Source organism: Streptomyces sp. HUAS ZL42, assembly GCF_040782645.1.
Lineage (GTDB): Bacteria > Actinomycetota > Actinomycetes > Streptomycetales > Streptomycetaceae > Streptomyces.
Genome location: NZ_CP160403.1, coordinates 7,247,512 through 7,263,636, shown reverse-complemented (window position 1 = coordinate 7,263,636; position 16,125 = coordinate 7,247,512). Strand labels below are relative to the sequence as shown.

At 69.4% G+C, this 16,125-nt stretch carries 14 protein-coding genes; 1 reads left to right on the top strand and 13 read right to left on the bottom strand.

The genetic code is table 11. The annotated features are described in order from the left end of the window. Window positions 1-36 precede the first annotated feature (36 nt). The 4 genes from ABZO29_RS33010 to ABZO29_RS32995 all read right to left on the bottom strand — a co-directional run bounded on the left by ABZO29_RS33010 (window position 37) and on the right by ABZO29_RS32995 (window position 3,467). Window positions 37-492 (bottom strand): GNAT family N-acetyltransferase, encoded by a 456-nt coding sequence (locus ABZO29_RS33010; protein WP_367323836.1) that lies wholly within the window; start codon window positions 490-492, stop codon window positions 37-39. Further along, entirely contained in the window at window positions 489-1,433 is a 945-nt protein-coding gene (locus ABZO29_RS33005; protein ID WP_367323835.1) for an RluA family pseudouridine synthase, read from the bottom strand. Before ABZO29_RS33005 ends, ABZO29_RS33010 begins: the two co-directional genes overlap by 4 nt. A gap of 113 nt (window positions 1,434-1,546) precedes the next feature. Continuing rightward, on the bottom strand, window positions 1,547-2,122 hold the full coding sequence (gene lspA, locus ABZO29_RS33000) for a signal peptidase II (RefSeq protein ID WP_367323834.1): 576 nt from the start codon (window positions 2,120-2,122) through the stop codon (window positions 1,547-1,549). A 67-nt stretch (window positions 2,123-2,189) separates the two neighbouring features. Next, complete coding sequence (locus tag ABZO29_RS32995; protein WP_367323833.1) at window positions 2,190-3,467, bottom strand: TraR/DksA family transcriptional regulator; 1,278 nt, start codon at window positions 3,465-3,467, stop codon at window positions 2,190-2,192. 621 nt (window positions 3,468-4,088) lie between these two features. Here ABZO29_RS32995 and ileS point away from each other — a divergent pair. Next, window positions 4,089-7,232 carry an isoleucine--tRNA ligase gene (gene ileS / locus ABZO29_RS32990; RefSeq protein WP_367323832.1) on the top strand — a complete coding sequence of 1,048 codons (3,144 nt, stop codon included), beginning with the start codon at window positions 4,089-4,091 and terminating at the stop codon, window positions 7,230-7,232. 343 nt (window positions 7,233-7,575) lie between these two features. On the opposite strand, the gene ABZO29_RS32985 is transcribed toward ileS, so the two are convergent. The 9 genes from ABZO29_RS32985 to ftsW form a co-directional block, all read right to left on the bottom strand. Then, complete coding sequence (locus ABZO29_RS32985; protein ID WP_367323831.1) at window positions 7,576-8,730, bottom strand: DivIVA domain-containing protein; 1,155 nt, start codon at window positions 8,728-8,730, stop codon at window positions 7,576-7,578. A 52-nt stretch (window positions 8,731-8,782) separates the two neighbouring features. Continuing rightward, complete coding sequence (locus ABZO29_RS32980) at window positions 8,783-9,067, bottom strand: YggT family protein (RefSeq protein ID WP_037668845.1); 285 nt, start codon at window positions 9,065-9,067, stop codon at window positions 8,783-8,785. Window positions 9,068-9,130: 63 nt separating this feature from the next. Beyond that, entirely contained in the window at window positions 9,131-9,772 is a 642-nt protein-coding gene (locus tag ABZO29_RS32975) for a cell division protein SepF (protein ID WP_367323830.1), read from the bottom strand. A 128-nt stretch (window positions 9,773-9,900) separates the two neighbouring features. Then, a complete protein-coding gene (locus tag ABZO29_RS32970; protein ID WP_367323829.1) occupies window positions 9,901-10,620 on the bottom strand; it encodes a YggS family pyridoxal phosphate-dependent enzyme in 720 nt (239 codons plus the stop codon). 5 nt (window positions 10,621-10,625) lie between these two features. Then, complete coding sequence (pgeF, locus tag ABZO29_RS32965) at window positions 10,626-11,354, bottom strand: peptidoglycan editing factor PgeF (protein ID WP_367323828.1); 729 nt, start codon at window positions 11,352-11,354, stop codon at window positions 10,626-10,628. Further along, window positions 11,351-12,547 (bottom strand): cell division protein FtsZ, encoded by a 1,197-nt coding sequence (ftsZ, locus tag ABZO29_RS32960; RefSeq protein WP_367323827.1) that lies wholly within the window; start codon window positions 12,545-12,547, stop codon window positions 11,351-11,353. Before ftsZ ends, pgeF begins: the two co-directional genes overlap by 4 nt. 276 nt (window positions 12,548-12,823) lie before the next feature. After that, a complete protein-coding gene (locus ABZO29_RS32955; RefSeq protein WP_367323826.1) occupies window positions 12,824-13,618 on the bottom strand; it encodes a cell division protein FtsQ/DivIB in 795 nt (264 codons plus the stop codon). Between the two features lie 38 nt (window positions 13,619-13,656). Then, window positions 13,657-14,754, bottom strand: a complete 1,098-nt coding sequence (murG, locus tag ABZO29_RS32950; RefSeq protein ID WP_367323825.1) for an undecaprenyldiphospho-muramoylpentapeptide beta-N-acetylglucosaminyltransferase — start codon at window positions 14,752-14,754, stop codon at window positions 13,657-13,659. A 6-nt stretch (window positions 14,755-14,760) separates the two neighbouring features. Further along, window positions 14,761-16,125: a putative lipid II flippase FtsW gene (ftsW, locus tag ABZO29_RS32945; protein ID WP_367323824.1), complete on the bottom strand. Its 1,365-nt coding sequence runs from the start codon at window positions 16,123-16,125 to the stop codon at window positions 14,761-14,763.

Here is a 16,125-nt window from a genome sequence, read left to right as displayed (position 1 = left end):
TCTCAGCCGACCGGAAACGGGTGGCGCGGGAGCCCCCTAGAGAGAGCGCCGCATCCCCTGATGCGGTATCCCCGCCTCCAGATACTCCGGCCCGTACGCCACGTACCCCAACCGCTCATAAAACCCCAGCGCATGGGTCTGCGCATGCAGATCCACAGCCGTCAGCCCACGCCCCCGCGCCTCCTCCTCGATGGCCCGCACCAGCGCGGCCCCGACACCCAGCCCGCGCGCCCCGCCCGTCACGGCGAGCCGCCCGAGGGAACCGACGGACGGATCGTCACCGGCTTCCCCGTACAGCAGCCGTCCAGCCCCCAGCGGCACCCCGTCCTCGCGCACGGCCAGCACATGCACCGCCCCGGCGTCGTAGGCGTCGTACTCGATCTCCTCCGGAACACCCTGCTCGACGACGAAGACCTCCTTGCGCACCGCGAAGCACAGCTCGCGATCGGCAAGATCCTCGGCGACACGCACGACATACGACGGCAGGCTCATCCGTACGTCTCCTCGCGCACCTGGTCCAGCGCCTTCTGCAGGTCGGCCGGGTAGTCGCTCTCGAACTCGACCCACTGCCCGTCGCCGGGATGCTCGAAGCCGAGCCGCACGGCGTGCAGCCACTGCCGGGTCAGCCGCAGGCGCTTGGCGAGCGTCGGGTCCGCGCCGTACGTGAGGTCGCCCACGCAGGGATGCCGGTGGGCGGCCATGTGGACGCGGATCTGGTGGGTGCGGCCGGTCTCCAGCTTCACGTCGAGCAGCGACGCCGCTCGGAAGGCCTCGATGAGGTCGTAGTGCGTGACGGACGGCTTCCCGTCGGCCGTGACCGCCCACTTGTAGTCGTGGTTCGGGTGGCGCCCGATGGGCGCGTCGATGGTGCCGCTGGTCGGGTCGGGGTGGCCCTGCACCAGGGTGTGGTAGCGCTTGTCGACCGTGCGCTCCTTGAACTGGCGCTTGAGCGACGTGTACGCGTACTCCGACTTCGCGACGGCCATCAGCCCGGACGTGCCGACGTCGAGGCGGTGCACGATGCCCTGGCGCTCGGCGGCGCCGGAGGTCGAGATCCGGTACCCGGCCGCGGCGAGGCCGCCGATGACGGTCGGGCCGCTCCAGCCCGGAGAGGGGTGCGCGGCGACACCGACCGGCTTGACGATCACGACCACGTCGTCGTCGTCGTGCACGATCTCCATGCCCTCGACCGGCTCGGCGACGACCTGCACGGGCGCCTGCGCCTGCGGCATCTCGACCTCGAGCCAGGCACCCCCACGCACGCGCTCCGACTTGCCGACCACCGCCCCGTCCACCGTGACCTTCCCCGCGGCGGCGAGCTCGGCCGCCTTGGTCCGGGAGAAGCCCAGCATCCGGGAGATGGCGGCGTCGACGCGCTCGCCCTCCAGGCCGTCGGGCACGGGCAGGGTACGGATCTCGGGAAGGGTGCTCACCCGTCGAGTATGCCGGACGGGCGCGGTAGCCCCGACCGGAGCCTGTGGATCAAGCCCCGGGACGCGGTTCCTGTCGCCCTTGGGTTCAGTCCTTGTGGATCAGTCCTTGTGGATCAGTCCTTGTGGACGGTCCCGTCCGGGTCGAGCCCCTTGAAGGACAGCAGCACAATCAGGATGCCGCCGCAGACGATCGCCGAGTCGGCGAGGTTGAACACGGCGAAGTGCTTGGGCGCGATGAAGTCGACGACCGCGCCCTCGAAGACGCCCGGGGAGCGGAAGATCCGGTCGGTGAGGTTGCCGAGCGCGCCGCCCAGCAGCAGGCCGAGCGCGATCGCCCAGGGCAGGCTGTAGAGCCTGCGGGCAAGCCGGGCGATCACCACGATCACGGCCGCCGCGATCAGCGTGAAGATCACGGTGAAGGCCTCGCCGAAGCCGAACGCGGCACCCGCGTTGCGGATGGCCTCGAACTTCAGCCAGTCCCCGATGATCTCGATCGGCGCGTGATGCTCCAGCTTGGCGACCACGATCATCTTGCTGACCAGGTCGAGGACGTACGCGAAAGCGGCGACCGCGAACAGCACGGCGATACGGCGCCTGCCCTTCGGCCGCTCGGCCGGAATCTGCTCCGGCTCGTCCGCCGCCGCCTCTGGGGTGTCCGGCGTACCGATGATGCGCTCCGCCTCTGCCACGTGAGTCCTTCAACCTAGATACCTGACTGAGGACGAGGGTACGGCACGCCCCCAGGGTCCCATGTGATCAGTACCGGCGCTCCTGCTTCTGCTTGCACTCGACGCACAGGGTCGCCCGCGGAAAGGCCTGCATCCGGGCCTTGCCGATGGGGTTGCCGCAGTTCTCGCACAGGCCGTACGTTCCCGCGTCCAGCCGCTCCAGGGCGCGCTCGGTCTGGATCAGCATCTCGCGCGCGTTGGCCGCCAGTGCCAGCTCGTGCTCGCGCGTGATGTTCTTGGCGCCGGTGTCCGCCTGGTCGTCGCCCGCGCCGTCCCCCGAGTCGCGCATGAGCCCCACGAGGGACGCCTCGGACGACTCGATCTCGTCGCGCAGCCGGGTCCCCTCGGACAGCAGTTCGGACCTCGCCTCCTCGACCTCTTCCGGCGTCCAGGGGTCCTCGCCGGGGCGCACCGCGAGTTCGCCGGGCTCCACCGCGGCGACCCGTGCCTTGGGAACGGCGCTCGTGGCCGCCGTGGCCGTGCCAGGAGTCTTCTTCGCAACCACCGTCGTGGCTCCCGTCTGCTCCGCGACCTGGGCCGCGCCCACCTTCTTGGCCGCACTCTTCTTGGCCGTGCTCTTCTTGACCGTCCTGGCCGTCTTCCTGGCCGTCTTCGCCGCCGCGCCCCTCGTGGCCTCGCCCTTCTTGGCCAGGCGTTCCTTGGCCGCAGCCTTCGTGGCCGCAGTCCTTTCGGACGTGGCGACCTCCTTCGCGGCGGCCTTCCTCGCGGCCGCCGTCTTCGTGGTGACGGCCTTCTTCCCAGGGGCCGCCGTCTTCGTGGTGGCGGCCTTCTTCGCAGGGGCCGCCGTCTTCGTGGTGGCGGCCTTCTTCGCAGTGGCCGCCGTCTTCGTGGCGGCCTTCGGCGCAGGAGCCGCCGTCTTCGTGGCGGCCTTCTTCGCAGTGGCCGCCTTCTTCCTCGCCCCCGTGCTCCTCCCCGCCGCCGAGGCTCCGGCCGCGGTGGCCTTCTTCGCGGTGGCCTTCTTCGCGGCAGCCCTCTCCGAAGGGGCCGCCTTCGATTCCGTCGCCTTCCTGTCCGCGGTCTTCTTGGTGGCCGTCTCCTTCGCGGCCGTCCTCTTCCCCGCCGCCCTCGCTCCCGCCGCGGCCCTCTCCGCCCCCTCCGTTTCCCTCTCCGCCCCGGCAGCGGTCGCCCCCCGGACCGTCTTCACCGCCTTCACAGGCTTCGCGGCACGCGTTCCTGGCCCTCCCCGGGCGCTCTTCTTCCCGCTCACATCCTTGGCCGCACTGCCGGAGGCGTTCGTGGATCTGCCGGACGCCGACTGCTGTACGGCGGTCTTCTTCACCACCATGCCGCGGCCCCTTCACATATTGTGATCTTGCGCGCGAATCGTGCTGGGACGATAAATCGACTTGAGTCCCGCGGCAACGGGGCGCACCGCCCGATTCGCCCGGCTCACGGATGGCGCGCCGCAAGCCTGCATGCGTTGTGCCCAGCTCCCCGCCAGGTAATCCGCCGTGCCGGACGTCCCAGAACCCGAACACACGTACCGCTCCATTCGGGTCACCAAACATCCCGCACGCCCCGGTCTCCCGGGCCCCGGAAAAACCGGTCGGCCGCTGTCCTCGTGGCGCCGTACACTGGGCGGAGCGAAAAGCGTGGATGGGGACGAGTAGCGGCGTACGCAGCCCAGAGCGACCCGGGGACGGTGGAAGCCCGGGGGCGAGCGCGACGTGAAGATCACCCCGGAGCCGCCGGAGGAAAGTCCTGGACAGTGGGCCCCGCCCACGGGCCGTCCCGGGCGAGTAGAACCGGCATCGCGACCCCAATGAGGGGGCTCACCGGTGTGCACGGAGCACCGGAGGGCCAAGGAGGGTGGTACCGCGGGAGCGCGCCGAAGTCGGCGCAAGGGAAGACACAGCTCTCGTCCCTCCGGACGGAAGGCAGCAAGTCCGCCGGAGGAAGCTCGCTGATGACAACGCCGACGTACCGCCAGGTGCCCGCCCAGGTCGACCTGCCCGCGCTCGAGCACGCGGTGCTCGACTTCTGGCGCGAGCAGAAGATCTTCGCCAAGAGCCTGGAGCAGTCCGAGGGCCGCCCGGAGTGGGTGTTCTACGAGGGCCCGCCCACGGCCAACGGCATGCCGGGCGCCCACCACATCGAGGCGCGCGTCTTCAAGGACGTCTTCCCCCGCTTCCGCACCATGCGCGGCTACCACGTGGCCCGCAAGGCCGGCTGGGACTGCCACGGACTGCCCGTCGAGCTGACGGTCGAGAAGGAGCTCGGGTTCTCCGGAAAGCAGGACATCGAGGCGTACGGCATCGCCGAGTTCAACGCCAGATGCCGCGAGTCCGTCCTGCGCCACACCGACGCCTTCGAAGAGCTCACCACCCGCATGGGCTACTGGGTCGACCTCAACGACGCCTACGTCACGATGGACCCCGAGTACATCGAGTCGGTCTGGTGGTCGCTCAAGGAGATCTTCAACAAGGGTCTGCTGGTCCAGGACCACCGCGTCGCCCCCTGGTGCCCGCGCTGCGGCACGGGCCTGTCGGACCACGAGCTGGCGCAGGGCTACGAGACGGTCGTGGACCCGTCCGTGTACGTCCGTTTCCCGCTCACCTCCGGTCCGCTCGCCGGCCAGGCCGCGCTCCTGGTGTGGACGACCACCCCCTGGACGCTGGTCTCCAACACCGCGGTCGCCGCGCACCCCGAGGTCACCTACGTCGTCGCGACGAACGGCGAGGAGAAGCTCGTCGTCGCCGAACCGCTGGTCGCCAAAGCCCTCGGCGAGGGCTGGGAGACCACCGGCGAGACCTTCACGGGCGCCGAGATGGAGCGCTGGTCGTATCAACGTCCGTTCGAGCTCGTCGAGTTCCCGGCCCCGGCGCATTTCGTCGTCAACGCCGAGTACGTCACGACCGAGGACGGTACGGGTCTGGTCCACCAGTCCCCCGCTTTCGGTGAGGACGACCTCAAGGTCTGCCGCGCCTACGGTCTGCCGGTGGTCAACCCGGTCCGCCCGGACGGCACCTTCGGGGAGAACGTGCCGCTGGTCGGCGGCGTCTTCTTCAAGAAGGCCGACGAAAAGCTCACGGAGGACCTGAAGAACCGCGGCCTGCTCTTCAAGCACCTGCCGTACGAGCACAGCTACCCGCACTGCTGGCGCTGCCACACCGCGCTCCTCTACTACGCGCAGCCGTCCTGGTACATCCGCACCACGGCCATCAAGGACCGCCTCCTCCAGGAGAACGAGAACACCAACTGGTTCCCGGGGACGGTCAAGCACGGCCGGTACGGCGACTGGCTGAACAACAACATCGACTGGGCGCTGTCCCGCAACCGCTACTGGGGCACCCCGCTGCCGATCTGGCGCTGCGAGGACGACCACCTCACCTGCGTCGGCTCGCGCGCGGAGCTCACCGAACTGACGGGCGCCGACCAGTCGGCGCTGGACCCGCACCGCCCGTTCATCGACGACGTCACCTTCGCGTGCCCCCACGAGGGCTGCGGCAGGACGGCCACGCGCGTGCCGGAGGTCATCGACGCCTGGTACGACTCGGGTTCGATGCCGTTCGCGCAGTGGGGCTACCCGTACAAGAACAAGGAGTTGTTCGAGACCCGCTACCCGGCGCAGTTCATCAGTGAGGCCATCGACCAGACGCGAGGCTGGTTCTACACGCTGATGGCGGTCGGCACACTGGTCTTCGACAAGTCGTCCTACGAGAACGTCGTCTGCCTCGGCCACATCCTCGCCGAGGACGGCCGCAAGATGTCCAAGCACCTGGGCAACATCCTGCAGCCGATCCCGCTGATGGACCAGCACGGCGCCGACGCGGTCCGCTGGTTCATGGCGGCCGGCGGTTCCCCGTGGGCCGCCCGCCGCGTGGGCCACGGCACCATCCAGGAGGTCGTGCGCAAGACCCTCCTCACGTACTGGAACACGGTCGCCTTCCAGGCCCTGTACGCGCGTACGTCGGACTGGGCGCCCAGCGAGGCCGACCCGGCCCCGGCCGACCGCCCGCTCCTGGACCGCTGGCTGCTCAGCGAGCTGCACGCGCTGGTGGACCAGGTGACGCAGTCCCTGGAGGCGTACGACACCCAGCGCGCCGGCAAGCTGCTGTCGGCGTTCGTCGACGACCTGTCGAACTGGTATGTACGGCGTTCCCGTCGCCGCTTCTGGCAGGGCGACAAGGCCGCGCTGCGCACGCTGCACGAGGTCGTCGAGACGGTCACGAAACTGATGGCTCCGCTGACCCCGTTCATCACCGAGCGGGTCTGGCAGGACCTGGTGGTGCCGGTCACTCCGGGCGCCCCGGAGTCCGTCCATCTCGCGTCGTGGCCGGAGGCGGACCTGTCGGCGATCGACCCGGAGCTGTCCCGGCAGATGGTCCTGGTCCGTCGCCTGGTGGAGCTGGGCCGTGCCACGCGCGCGGAGTCGGGCGTCAAGACGCGTCAGCCGCTGAAGCGGGCGCTGGTGGCGGCGACGGGCTTCGAGGCGCTGGACCCGGAGCTGCACGCGCAGATCACGGAAGAGCTGAACGTGGAGTCGCTGGCCTCGCTGAGCGAGGTCGGCGGGAGCCTGGTGGACACCACCGCCAAGGCGAACTTCCGTGCACTGGGCAAGCGGTTCGGCAAGCGTGTCCAGGACGTCGCCAAGGCCATCGCGGCCACCGACGCGGCGGCGCTGTCCCTGGCCCTTCGCGAGGGCGCGGCGTCGGTGGAGGTCGACGGCGAGACGGTCGCGCTGGCCCCGGACGAGGTGATCATCACGGAGACGCCGCGCGAGGGGTGGTCGGTGGCGTCCGACTCCGGTGCGACGGTGGCCCTGGACCTGGAGATCACGGAGGAACTCCGTCGTGCGGGCCTGGCCCGTGACGCGATCCGGCTGATCCAGGAGGCCCGCAAGAACAGCGGCCTCGATGTGGCCGACCGCATCGCGCTGCGGTGGGCTGCGGTGGATGCGGCGGTGGTCTCGGCGTTGACGGAGCACGCGTCTCTGATCTCGGACGAGGTCCTGGCGACGGACTTCGCCCAGGGCGAGGCGGACGACAGCTATGGCGTCCCCTTCACCGACGAGGGTCTGACGCTGACGTTCCGCCTCCGCAAGGCCTAGCTCACCCACGCTGGAGGTGCAGCGCCGTCGGTGACTGCACCTCCAGACCCTCTCCCACCGCGGCTGCCGCTCGCAGGGCCGCCGTCAGCCGCACCCGCCCAGCCGCTCCTCCGTCGGTCCGCGGGCCATCGTGGGCCCGCACCAACGCCGGGCAACCACAAAGGCACCCGGAAAAATCTCCGTGCCCCAGGCCTTCGGCGTTGCGTGCCCACGTACAAACGCGCCCCCGCCCGAACAACCACCCCGACAACCCCGAACGCGCATGGGAAAAGGGCGAGGCCCCGGATGAAATTCCGGGGCCTCGCCCTGAACGCTGCCGACGCCTACGGCGTACTACCAACCGTCAGTTGTCATCCTCGTCGATGAGGAAGCCTCGCATCGGTGAGGGCGCCTGGCCCATGGGAGACGGACCCTGCGGACGGACCGGCGCCATGGGCTGGGTCATGGCCGGCGTCATCTGCTGCTGCCCGCCGTAGGACGGAGCAGCGGGGCTCGGCGCACCACCCATCGGGTTGCCGCCGTAGGACGGGGCGCTCGCGCCGGCCGGAGCCATGGAGGGCGCCGGGGACGGCGGCAGGGACGCCGTGGCCGGAGTGCGCGGCGGGGCAAGCGAGTCGTCCGCCTGGGTCTCCAGCTGACGCAGCTGCGACTCGAGGTAGGACTTCAGGCGCGTGCGGTACTCGCGCTCGAAGCCACGGAGGTCCTCGACCTTCCGCTCCAGCGTGGCGCGGGCGGACTCCAGGGAGCCCATCGCGACGCGGTGCTTCTCCTGCGCGTCCCGCTCAAGGGCGTCGGCCTTCGCGCGGGCGTCCCGCTCGAGACCCTCGGCGCGCGAACGCGCCTCACCGACGATCTTGTTGGCCTCGGAGCGGGCCTCGGCGATCGCCTGGTCGGCGGTCTGCTGGGCCAGCGAGAGGACACGGGCGGCGCTGTCGCCGCCGGGGCCCTGACCGGGGCCGCCCATCGGACCGCCCATGGGACCGCCCATGGGGCCGCCCATCGGGCCACCCATCTGCTGCATGGGCGGCTGACCGCCCATCGGGCCTTGACCCATCGGACCCTGGCCCATCGGGCCTTGACCCATCGGACCCTGGCCCATCGGACCGGGACCCTGCGGACCCTGACCGCTGGGACCGGCAGGCAGCTGCGGGGCACCGCTCGGCAGCTGGGGCGGGCCACCCATGGGGCCACCCATCGGCTGCTGCGGCGGGCCCGATATGCCGGCGGGCACCGGTGCACCCGGGCCTCGCATGCCCTGGTTCGGAATGCCGGGCTGCTGATCCTGCTCCGGAGGCTTGCGCATGTTCTGCTGGTTCTGGGCAGCAGCACGCGTGGCCGCGGCCAGTTTGGCGCGCAGGTCCTCGTTCTCGCGGAGAAGACGGGTCAGTTCGGCTTCGACCTCGTCGAGGAAGGCATCGACCTCGTCCTCGTCATAGCCTTCTCGGAGGCGGACGGTCGTGAACTGCTTGTTCCGCACGTCCTCGGGGGTCAACGGCATCTCTTCACCTCAACGTAGTCGTCGGCATCGGCAAGACGGTAGTTCACATCGCTCACAGCCGGCTCACGATCGAGATCAGGATGTAGACGATGATCATCAGTACGAAGAAGGACAGGTCGAGCGCCACGCCCCCGAGACGCAGCGGCGGGATGACCCGCCGCAGAAGCTTGAGCGGTGGATCGGTGACAGTGTAGGTGGCCTCCAGAACGACCACCATCGCCTTGCCGGGTTGCCATGAGCGGGCGAACTGGAAGACATAGTCCATGACCAACCGGAAGATGAGCACGATGAGGAACACCATCAGCGCGATGTAGATGACATCCAGGACCACGCTCATGATCGGTGCTTCCCTCTCCCCTGCTTACGTGCTGCGTTTACTGCTGTTTTCCGGTCGTGCGTCTCAGCTCTGGTTGAAGAACCCGCCCTCTGCGATGCGGGCCTTGTCCTCCGCCGTGACATCGACGTTAGCAGGCGACAACAGGAACACCTTCTGCGTCACCCGCTCGATGCTGCCGTGAAGACCAAACACCAAACCTGCCGCAAAGTCGACAAGTCGCTTCGCGTCTGTGTCATCCATCTCAGTCAGATTCATGATCACCGGGGTGCCCTCACGGAAGTGTTCCCCGATGGTACGGGCCTCGTTGTAGGTCCGCGGGTGAAGCGTGGTGATCCGGTAAGGCTCTCGTTCCGACACGACCTTGGGCATGATCACCGGTGCGTTCTTCTCCAGACTTGCGCGTTCTTGTGTGATGGACGCCACGGGCGCGATGCGCGCCGGACGTCCGGATTCCGCGGGTAGCGAAGCAGAACGGGCCACCGGCTCGCGCGGCGAGGGCGGTTGCACGATTCGCACCTCTTCGTCCCGTTGGGACTGATGTGCACTGTGCGACTGGTGCGACGGCTCGTGCCGCCGGTGATCCCGCTCGGGCTCCGGGTCCAGTTCGGGTTCGAAGTCGTCGTCGGGGTCGAATCCCCGGCCGTCGTACCCATCGTCCTCCACGAGGCCGAGGTAGACCGCCATCTTGCGCATCGCGCCGGCCATGCTCTGAGTCCTCCGCTCTGTGGTGGATCGGCTGACGATTACCAGGTCCCGCGATCCACGTGGTCCTTATGTCCGCCTTTCGACGGTAATGACCATATTTTCTGCTGTGGTCCGACTTCTTGGCGACGTTACCCGAGCCTGGGGCGGACTCCGAGTACCGCAGTGCCGACGCGCACATGTGTCGCTCCGGCCGCAACGGCCTGTTCGAGATCCGCACTCATCCCTGCCGAGACCATGTTCGCAGCCGGATGGGCTCGGCGCAGGTCAGTCGACAAATCCATCAACCGCTCGAACGCCGCCTGTTGACGCCCCGCATACTCCCCGGTGAGCGGGGCGACGGTCATCAGCCCGTCGAGCCGCAGACCCGGAGCCTCCGCGACAAGCCCGGCCAACTCTTCGATTCCGCCGGGTGCCACGCCACCGCGCTCCCCTCTCCCGCTCGCTCCCGCGTCGAGCGCGACCTGAATGAGGCAGCCCACCTCACGCCCGGCCCGCTCGGCCTCCTTCGACAGGGCCGTCACCAGCTTGGAACGATCGACGGACTGCACGAGATCCGCATAACCGACTACAGATCGCACTTTGTTGGTCTGCAATTGACCAACAAAGTGCCAAGTGAGGGGCAGATCCGAGCACGCGGCGGCCTTGGGCGCCGCGTCCTGGTCGCGGTTCTCGGCGACGTGGCGCACACCGAGTTCGGACAGGATCCTCACGTCCCCCGCCGGATAGGTCTTGGTGACCACGATCAGGGTCACCTCTTCGCGCCCGCGCCCTGCGGCGGCGCAGGCGGCGGCGATGCGTCGCTCCACCTTCGCCAGGTTCGCGGCGAGTTCGTCCTTGCGGTCCGTCATGCCCATCAGTCCAGCCAGACATATCCCGCGAGTCGCCCGGTGGTGCGATCGCGGCGGTACGAGAAGTGGTCGCCCGATTCCAGAGTGCACACCGGCGACTGCTCCCGGTCGCACACCCCGAGCCGTTCGAGCTGCGCGTGCACTCCGGCGGCCACGTCGACCGCCGGCGTGCCCCAGCTCGTCTCGGCGTGCGCCGCCGGCTCGACGGCGGCCACTTCGGCGCGCATCGCCTCAGGCACCTCGTAGCACCGGCCGCAGACGGCGGGTCCGGTGCGGGCGACGATCCGGGACGGCTCGGCACCGAGTTCCACCATGGCCCGTACGGCGGCGGGGACGACCCCGGCCACCATTCCGGGCCGGCCGGCGTGGGCCGCGGCGGCGATCCCGGCGACCGGGTCGGCGAGCAGGACGGGCGTGCAGTCGGCGGTGAGGACGGCGAGGGCGAGGCCGCGCCGCACCGTGACGATCGCATCGACCTCCGGCACCGGACGCCCACCCCAGGGTCCGTCCACTACCGCCACTTCCGCCCCGTGCACCTGGTTCATCCAGACGACCCGGGCGGGATCGACGCCGAGCGACTTGGCGGCCAGCTCCCGATTGGTCCGTACCGCGCCGGAGTCGTCACCGACCGCCCCGCCGAGATTGAGCTCCTCGTACGGAACGGCGCTCACCCCGCCCCACCGGTCGGTGAAGGCGAAGTGCGCGCCGCTCACGGTGTCGCGCTGTCCTATCACTTCAGGAAGTCCGGCACGTCCAGCTCCTCGGCCGCGCTGTCCGAGTAGGCCCGCGACGGCGGGACCGGCGGGGCGGCCGGCAGGTCGTTCACCGGCTCGGGAACCGACTCCGGCTCCTCCTTGGGCGTGACGCTGCCGAGCGAGCCGAAGGACGGACGGCTCTCGGACTGCCGTACCGGAGTCGGCTCGTCGCGCCGCGCGGAGGCCGAGGACGAACCGAGGACGTTGTCCCGGCGGGCCGGGGGCTGCCCCCCGTCGAAGCCGGCCGCGATCACGGTGACCCGGACCTCGTCGCCGAGGGCGTCGTCGATCACCGCACCGAAGATGATGTTGGCCTCGGGGTGGGCGGCCTCGCTCACCAGCTGGGCGGCCTCGTTGATCTCGAACAGACCGAGGTCCGAGCCGCCGGAGATCGACAGCAGCACGCCCCGGGCGCCGTCGATGGACGCCTCCAGGAGCGGCGAGGAGATCGCCATCTCGGCCGCGGCCACCGCGCGGTCGTCGCCGCGGGCCGAACCGATGCCCATGAGGGCCGAACCGGCCTCGGACATGACCGACTTGACGTCGGCGAAGTCCAGGTTGATCAGGCCCGGCGTGGTGATGAGGTCGGTGATGCCCTGAACGCCGGAGAGCAGGACCTGGTCCGCCGACTTGAAGGCGTCCAGAACCGAGACCTGGCGGTCCGAGATGGACAGCAGCCGGTCGTTCGGGATGACGATGAGGGTGTCGACCTCTTCGCGGAGCTCCGCGATGCCGTCCTCGGCCTGGTTCGCGCGGCGCCGTCCCTCGAAGGTGAAGGGGCGCGTGACCACGCCGATGGTGAGGGCACCGAGGGAGCGAGCGATGTTGGCCACGACGGGCGCGCCGCCGGTGCCGGTGCCGCCGCCTTCACCGGCCGTCACGAAGACCATGTCGGCCCCCTTGAGGACCTCCTCGATCTCCTCACGGTGATCCTCGGCGGCCTTGCGGCCGACGGCCGGGTTTGCTCCGGCGCCGAGTCCGCGGGTGAGTTCGCGGCCGACGTCGAGCTTGACGTCGGCGTCGCTCATCAACAGCGCCTGCGCGTCGGTGTTGATGGCGATGAACTCGACGCCCTTGAGACCGACCTCGATCATCCGGTTGATGGCATTGACACCACCGCCGCCGACACCGATGACTTTGATGACTGCGAGGTAGTTCTGCGGTGCTGCCACGTCGAAGGCCTCTCGCCTCGAGTTACGTGCCGTCGTCTCGCGGGTCATGCGATCCGACGACTGATGCCGAATGGGACGGTCCGAACGCCGACCCGAACCCTAACGTTGAAGTTTAGGGTTACCAGTGTGTCTGTTCCCTGGAATCTTCTGAACAGGACACTAAGTCGACAAGTGGCGCACGTTCAACGAACACGCCGAACCTCCCGTTTTTCTTTTCACCCTATGTGATCAGCCATAGCGCTGCCCAACCAGGGTGCTGGCCTGCGCAGATGTGCGTCAACTCCCTGATGACGCAGGGGCGGTGGGAACGCTGACGTCGAAGTACCGCGCATCGGGGGCGGCTTTCATGAGTGCGGAGAGCGTACGGGCCTTCGCGGCGCCCTGCTCGGAGCTGCCCCAGGCGACGGTACGGCCGTTGCCCAACTCCAGCGAGATGTCGTCATAGGAACGCACCTTGACCACCCTGGTGACGCGGGCCACGGCGGCCGGAATGTCACCGGCGACCCGGACCGCCTCGCGCACCAGCCGGTCCTCGCCGAAACGCCGCAGGCTCGCGGAGGCCGAGCTTGAGGAAGAGGCGGCCAATTCCAGGGCGGGGACGCCTTTCGGAGCGCCGGAAACCGTAGCGAAACGGACACCTTCGTCGTCCACTTCCACGAAGTTTCCGCCCTTTTGGACAATCAGAACCGGAACGCGTTCGGTCACTTTCAGCCCGATTCCATGAGGCCAGGAGCGCACCACGTCAACCGCGTCAATTCGGGGCAATTTCCGGCGGAGCCGCTCTTCGATCGCGTCGGTGTCGACGGAAATCAGCGGAGCCCCGACCGGTGCGTCGGCGGCCTCGCGCACCTGTTCCGGCGTCAGGACGCTCGTGCCCGAGACGGAGACTCGCTCCAGACGCAGCCACTGCGAGCCGTACAACACCCAGACGCCACCCGCGCCGAGGAGCACGAGCACGACCGCGAGGATGATGATCATACGAAGTCTGCGCGGCCCCAACCGCCGGGCGAGGGGCGGGCCGGACGACTCCTGCTGGCGTTCACCGCGTTCGGCGACGGTCGGTCCGGCCACACTTCCTGCCCTTCGTTCATACGGTCCTGAAGACCGGCCTATCGATGCGCACGATGCGCGGCGATCGCCTCGTACACCATGCCGACGAGCAGGTCGTCGGCGTCCCGCCGGCCGAACTCTCCGGCGGCGCGGGACATCTCGTACAGCCGGTGCGGGTCGGCGAGCACGGGCAGGACGTTCTCCCGGACCCAGTCGGGGGTCAGTTCCGCGTCGTCGACCAGGAGGCCGCCGCCGGCCTTCACCACCGGCTGGGCGTTGAGCCGCTGTTCGCCGTTGCCGATGGGCAGCGGGACGTAGGCGGCCGGGAGTCCGACGGCGGAGAGTTCGGCGACGGTCATCGCACCCGCGCGGCAGAGCATCATGTCGGCGGCGGCGTACGCGAGGTCCATCCGGTCCACGTACGGTACCGGGACATAGGGGGGCATTCCCGGCATCTGCTGGACCTGCGGCAGTTCGTTCTTCGGGCCGACCGCGTGCAGGATCTGGATGCCGGCCTGCTGCAGCCACGGCGCGACCTGCTGGACGACCTCGTTGAGGCGGCGGGCGCCCTGCGATCCGCCGGAGACGAGCAGCGTGGGCAGGTTCGGGTCGAGGCCGAACATCGCGCGGGCCTCCGGGCGTGCGGCTGCCCGGTCGAGGGTGGCGATGGAACGGCGCAGCGGGATGCCGATGTAACGGGCGCCTCGCAGCTTGCTGTCAGGGCTGGAGACGGCTACCTGGGCGGCGTACCGGGAGCCGATCTTGTTGGCCAGGCCGGGGCGGGCGTTGGCCTCGTGAACCACGATGGGCACGCCGAGTCGCTTGGCGGCGAGATAGCCGGGCAGTGCGACGTAGCCACCGAAGCCGACGACGGCGTCGGCCCTGGTGCGCTCGAGGATCTGCTCGGCGGCCTTGATCGTGCCGCGCAGCCGGCCCGGGACGGTGATCAGCTCGGGGGTCGGCTTGCGTGGCAGCGGTACGGCCGGGATCAGTGCCAGCTCGTAGCCCCGCTCGGGGACGAGCTTGGTCTCCAGGCCGCGTTCCGTGCCCAGGGCCGTGACACCCACGGTCGGATCCTGCCTGCGCAGGGCGTCCGCGAGGGCGAGCGCGGGCTCGATGTGGCCGGCGGTCCCCCCACCGGCGAGTACGACATGCACCGAAATTCACCGCTCTCCGGACGAGCGCGCCGCCGAGGCACGCCGTCGCATCGTGTTCCATCTCCGGGGGCTCCGATCCTGCACAGAGCCCCCCGCCCCCCGCTTTCTACCAAAGCGGGGTTGCCGCATCGCAAGCGCCGCCCGCGCAGCGGGATCGTCGCGTGCGAAGGCGATCAGCAGCCCGATCGCGAACATGGTCGGCAGCAGGGCGGATCCCCCGTAGGAGAACAGCGGGAGGGGGACGCCGGCGATCGGCAGCAGGCCGAGCACCGCACCGATGTTGATCACCGCCTGCGCGACGATCCAGGTGGTCACACCTCCCGCGGCATACCTCACGAAGGGGTCCTCCGTGCGTCCGGCCACGCGGATACCCGCATAGCCTAGAGCCGCGAACAGGGCGAGCACCGACAGTGTCCCCGCCAGGCCCAGTTCCTCACCGGTGACGGCGAAGATGAAGTCGGTGTGCGCTTCGGGGAGTTGGCCCCATTTCTCCACACTCGCACCGAGCCCGGAGCCGAAGATTCCACCGGAGGCGAGGGCGTAGATGCCGTGCACGGCCTGCCAGCAGTCGGTGGCGCCGGCACGGGGTTCGGTGGCGCCGATGCAGGCGAGCCGGGCCATGCGGTTGGGGCTGGTCTTGATGAGGATCACACCGATCAGGCCGGCGATCGACAGAACCCCGACGAACAGCCGGGTCGGCGCCCCCACCAGCCACAGCAGGCCGAACAGGATCGCCGTCAGGATGATCGCCGTACCCATGTCGCCGCCGAGCATGATCAGCCCGAGCAGCATGAAGGCGACCGGCACGAGCGGCACCAGCATGTGCTTCCACTGGGTCAGCAGCTTCTTGTCCTGCTTGCGGGCGAGCAGGTCGGCGCCCCACAGCACCAGCGCCAGCTTGCCGAACTCGCTGGGCTGGATCTGGAAGGAGCCGCCGAGCGAGATCCAGTTCTGATTGCCGTTGACCGCCATCCCTATCCCCGGCACCTGCACGAGGACCATCAGAAAGACGGCGCCGGCGAGGATCGGGTAGGCCAGTGCCCGGTGCAGCTTCACCGGCATCCGCGAGGCCACCAGCAGCAGACCGGCGCCGATGGCGGCGGCCAGGAACTGCTTGCGGAAGAAGAACGACCCCGGCAGCGACATCTGCAGCGCGGTGATCTGGGAGGCCGAGTAGACCATGACCAGACCCAGCACGGTGATCAGCAGGCTGCCGCCGAGGATCAGGTAGTACGCGGTCAGCGGCCGGTCCCAGGCCTTCCGCGCGCGCGTGCAGAGACGTCGTACGGGATTGTCGCGCGGCGGGCGGGGGGCCGCGGGCCGTCTGCCGGCCCGCTGGACCGGGGGGCGACTCGTACGGCTACTGGACAT

What these genes read in the sequence shown, in the direction of transcription:
- ABZO29_RS33010 (WP_367323836.1), bottom strand. Translation starts at nt 492, where the DNA reads ATGAGCCTGCCGTCGTATGTCGTGCGTGTCGCCGAGGATCTTGCCGAT.
- ABZO29_RS32995 (WP_367323833.1), bottom strand. Translation starts at nt 3,467, where the DNA reads ATGGTGGTGAAGAAGACCGCCGTACAGCAGTCGGCGTCCGGCAGATCC.
- ileS (WP_367323832.1), top strand. Translation starts at nt 4,089, where the DNA reads ATGACAACGCCGACGTACCGCCAGGTGCCCGCCCAGGTCGACCTGCCC.
- ABZO29_RS32985 (WP_367323831.1), bottom strand. Translation starts at nt 8,730, where the DNA reads ATGCCGTTGACCCCCGAGGACGTGCGGAACAAGCAGTTCACGACCGTC.
- ABZO29_RS32980 (WP_037668845.1), bottom strand. Translation starts at nt 9,067, where the DNA reads ATGAGCGTGGTCCTGGATGTCATCTACATCGCGCTGATGGTGTTCCTC.
- ABZO29_RS32975 (WP_367323830.1), bottom strand. Translation starts at nt 9,772, where the DNA reads ATGGCCGGCGCGATGCGCAAGATGGCGGTCTACCTCGGCCTCGTGGAG.
- ABZO29_RS32970 (WP_367323829.1), bottom strand. Translation starts at nt 10,620, where the DNA reads ATGACGGACCGCAAGGACGAACTCGCCGCGAACCTGGCGAAGGTGGAG.
- ftsW (WP_367323824.1), bottom strand. Translation starts at nt 16,125, where the DNA reads ATGTCCAGTAGCCGTACGAGTCGCCCCCCGGTCCAGCGGGCCGGCAGA.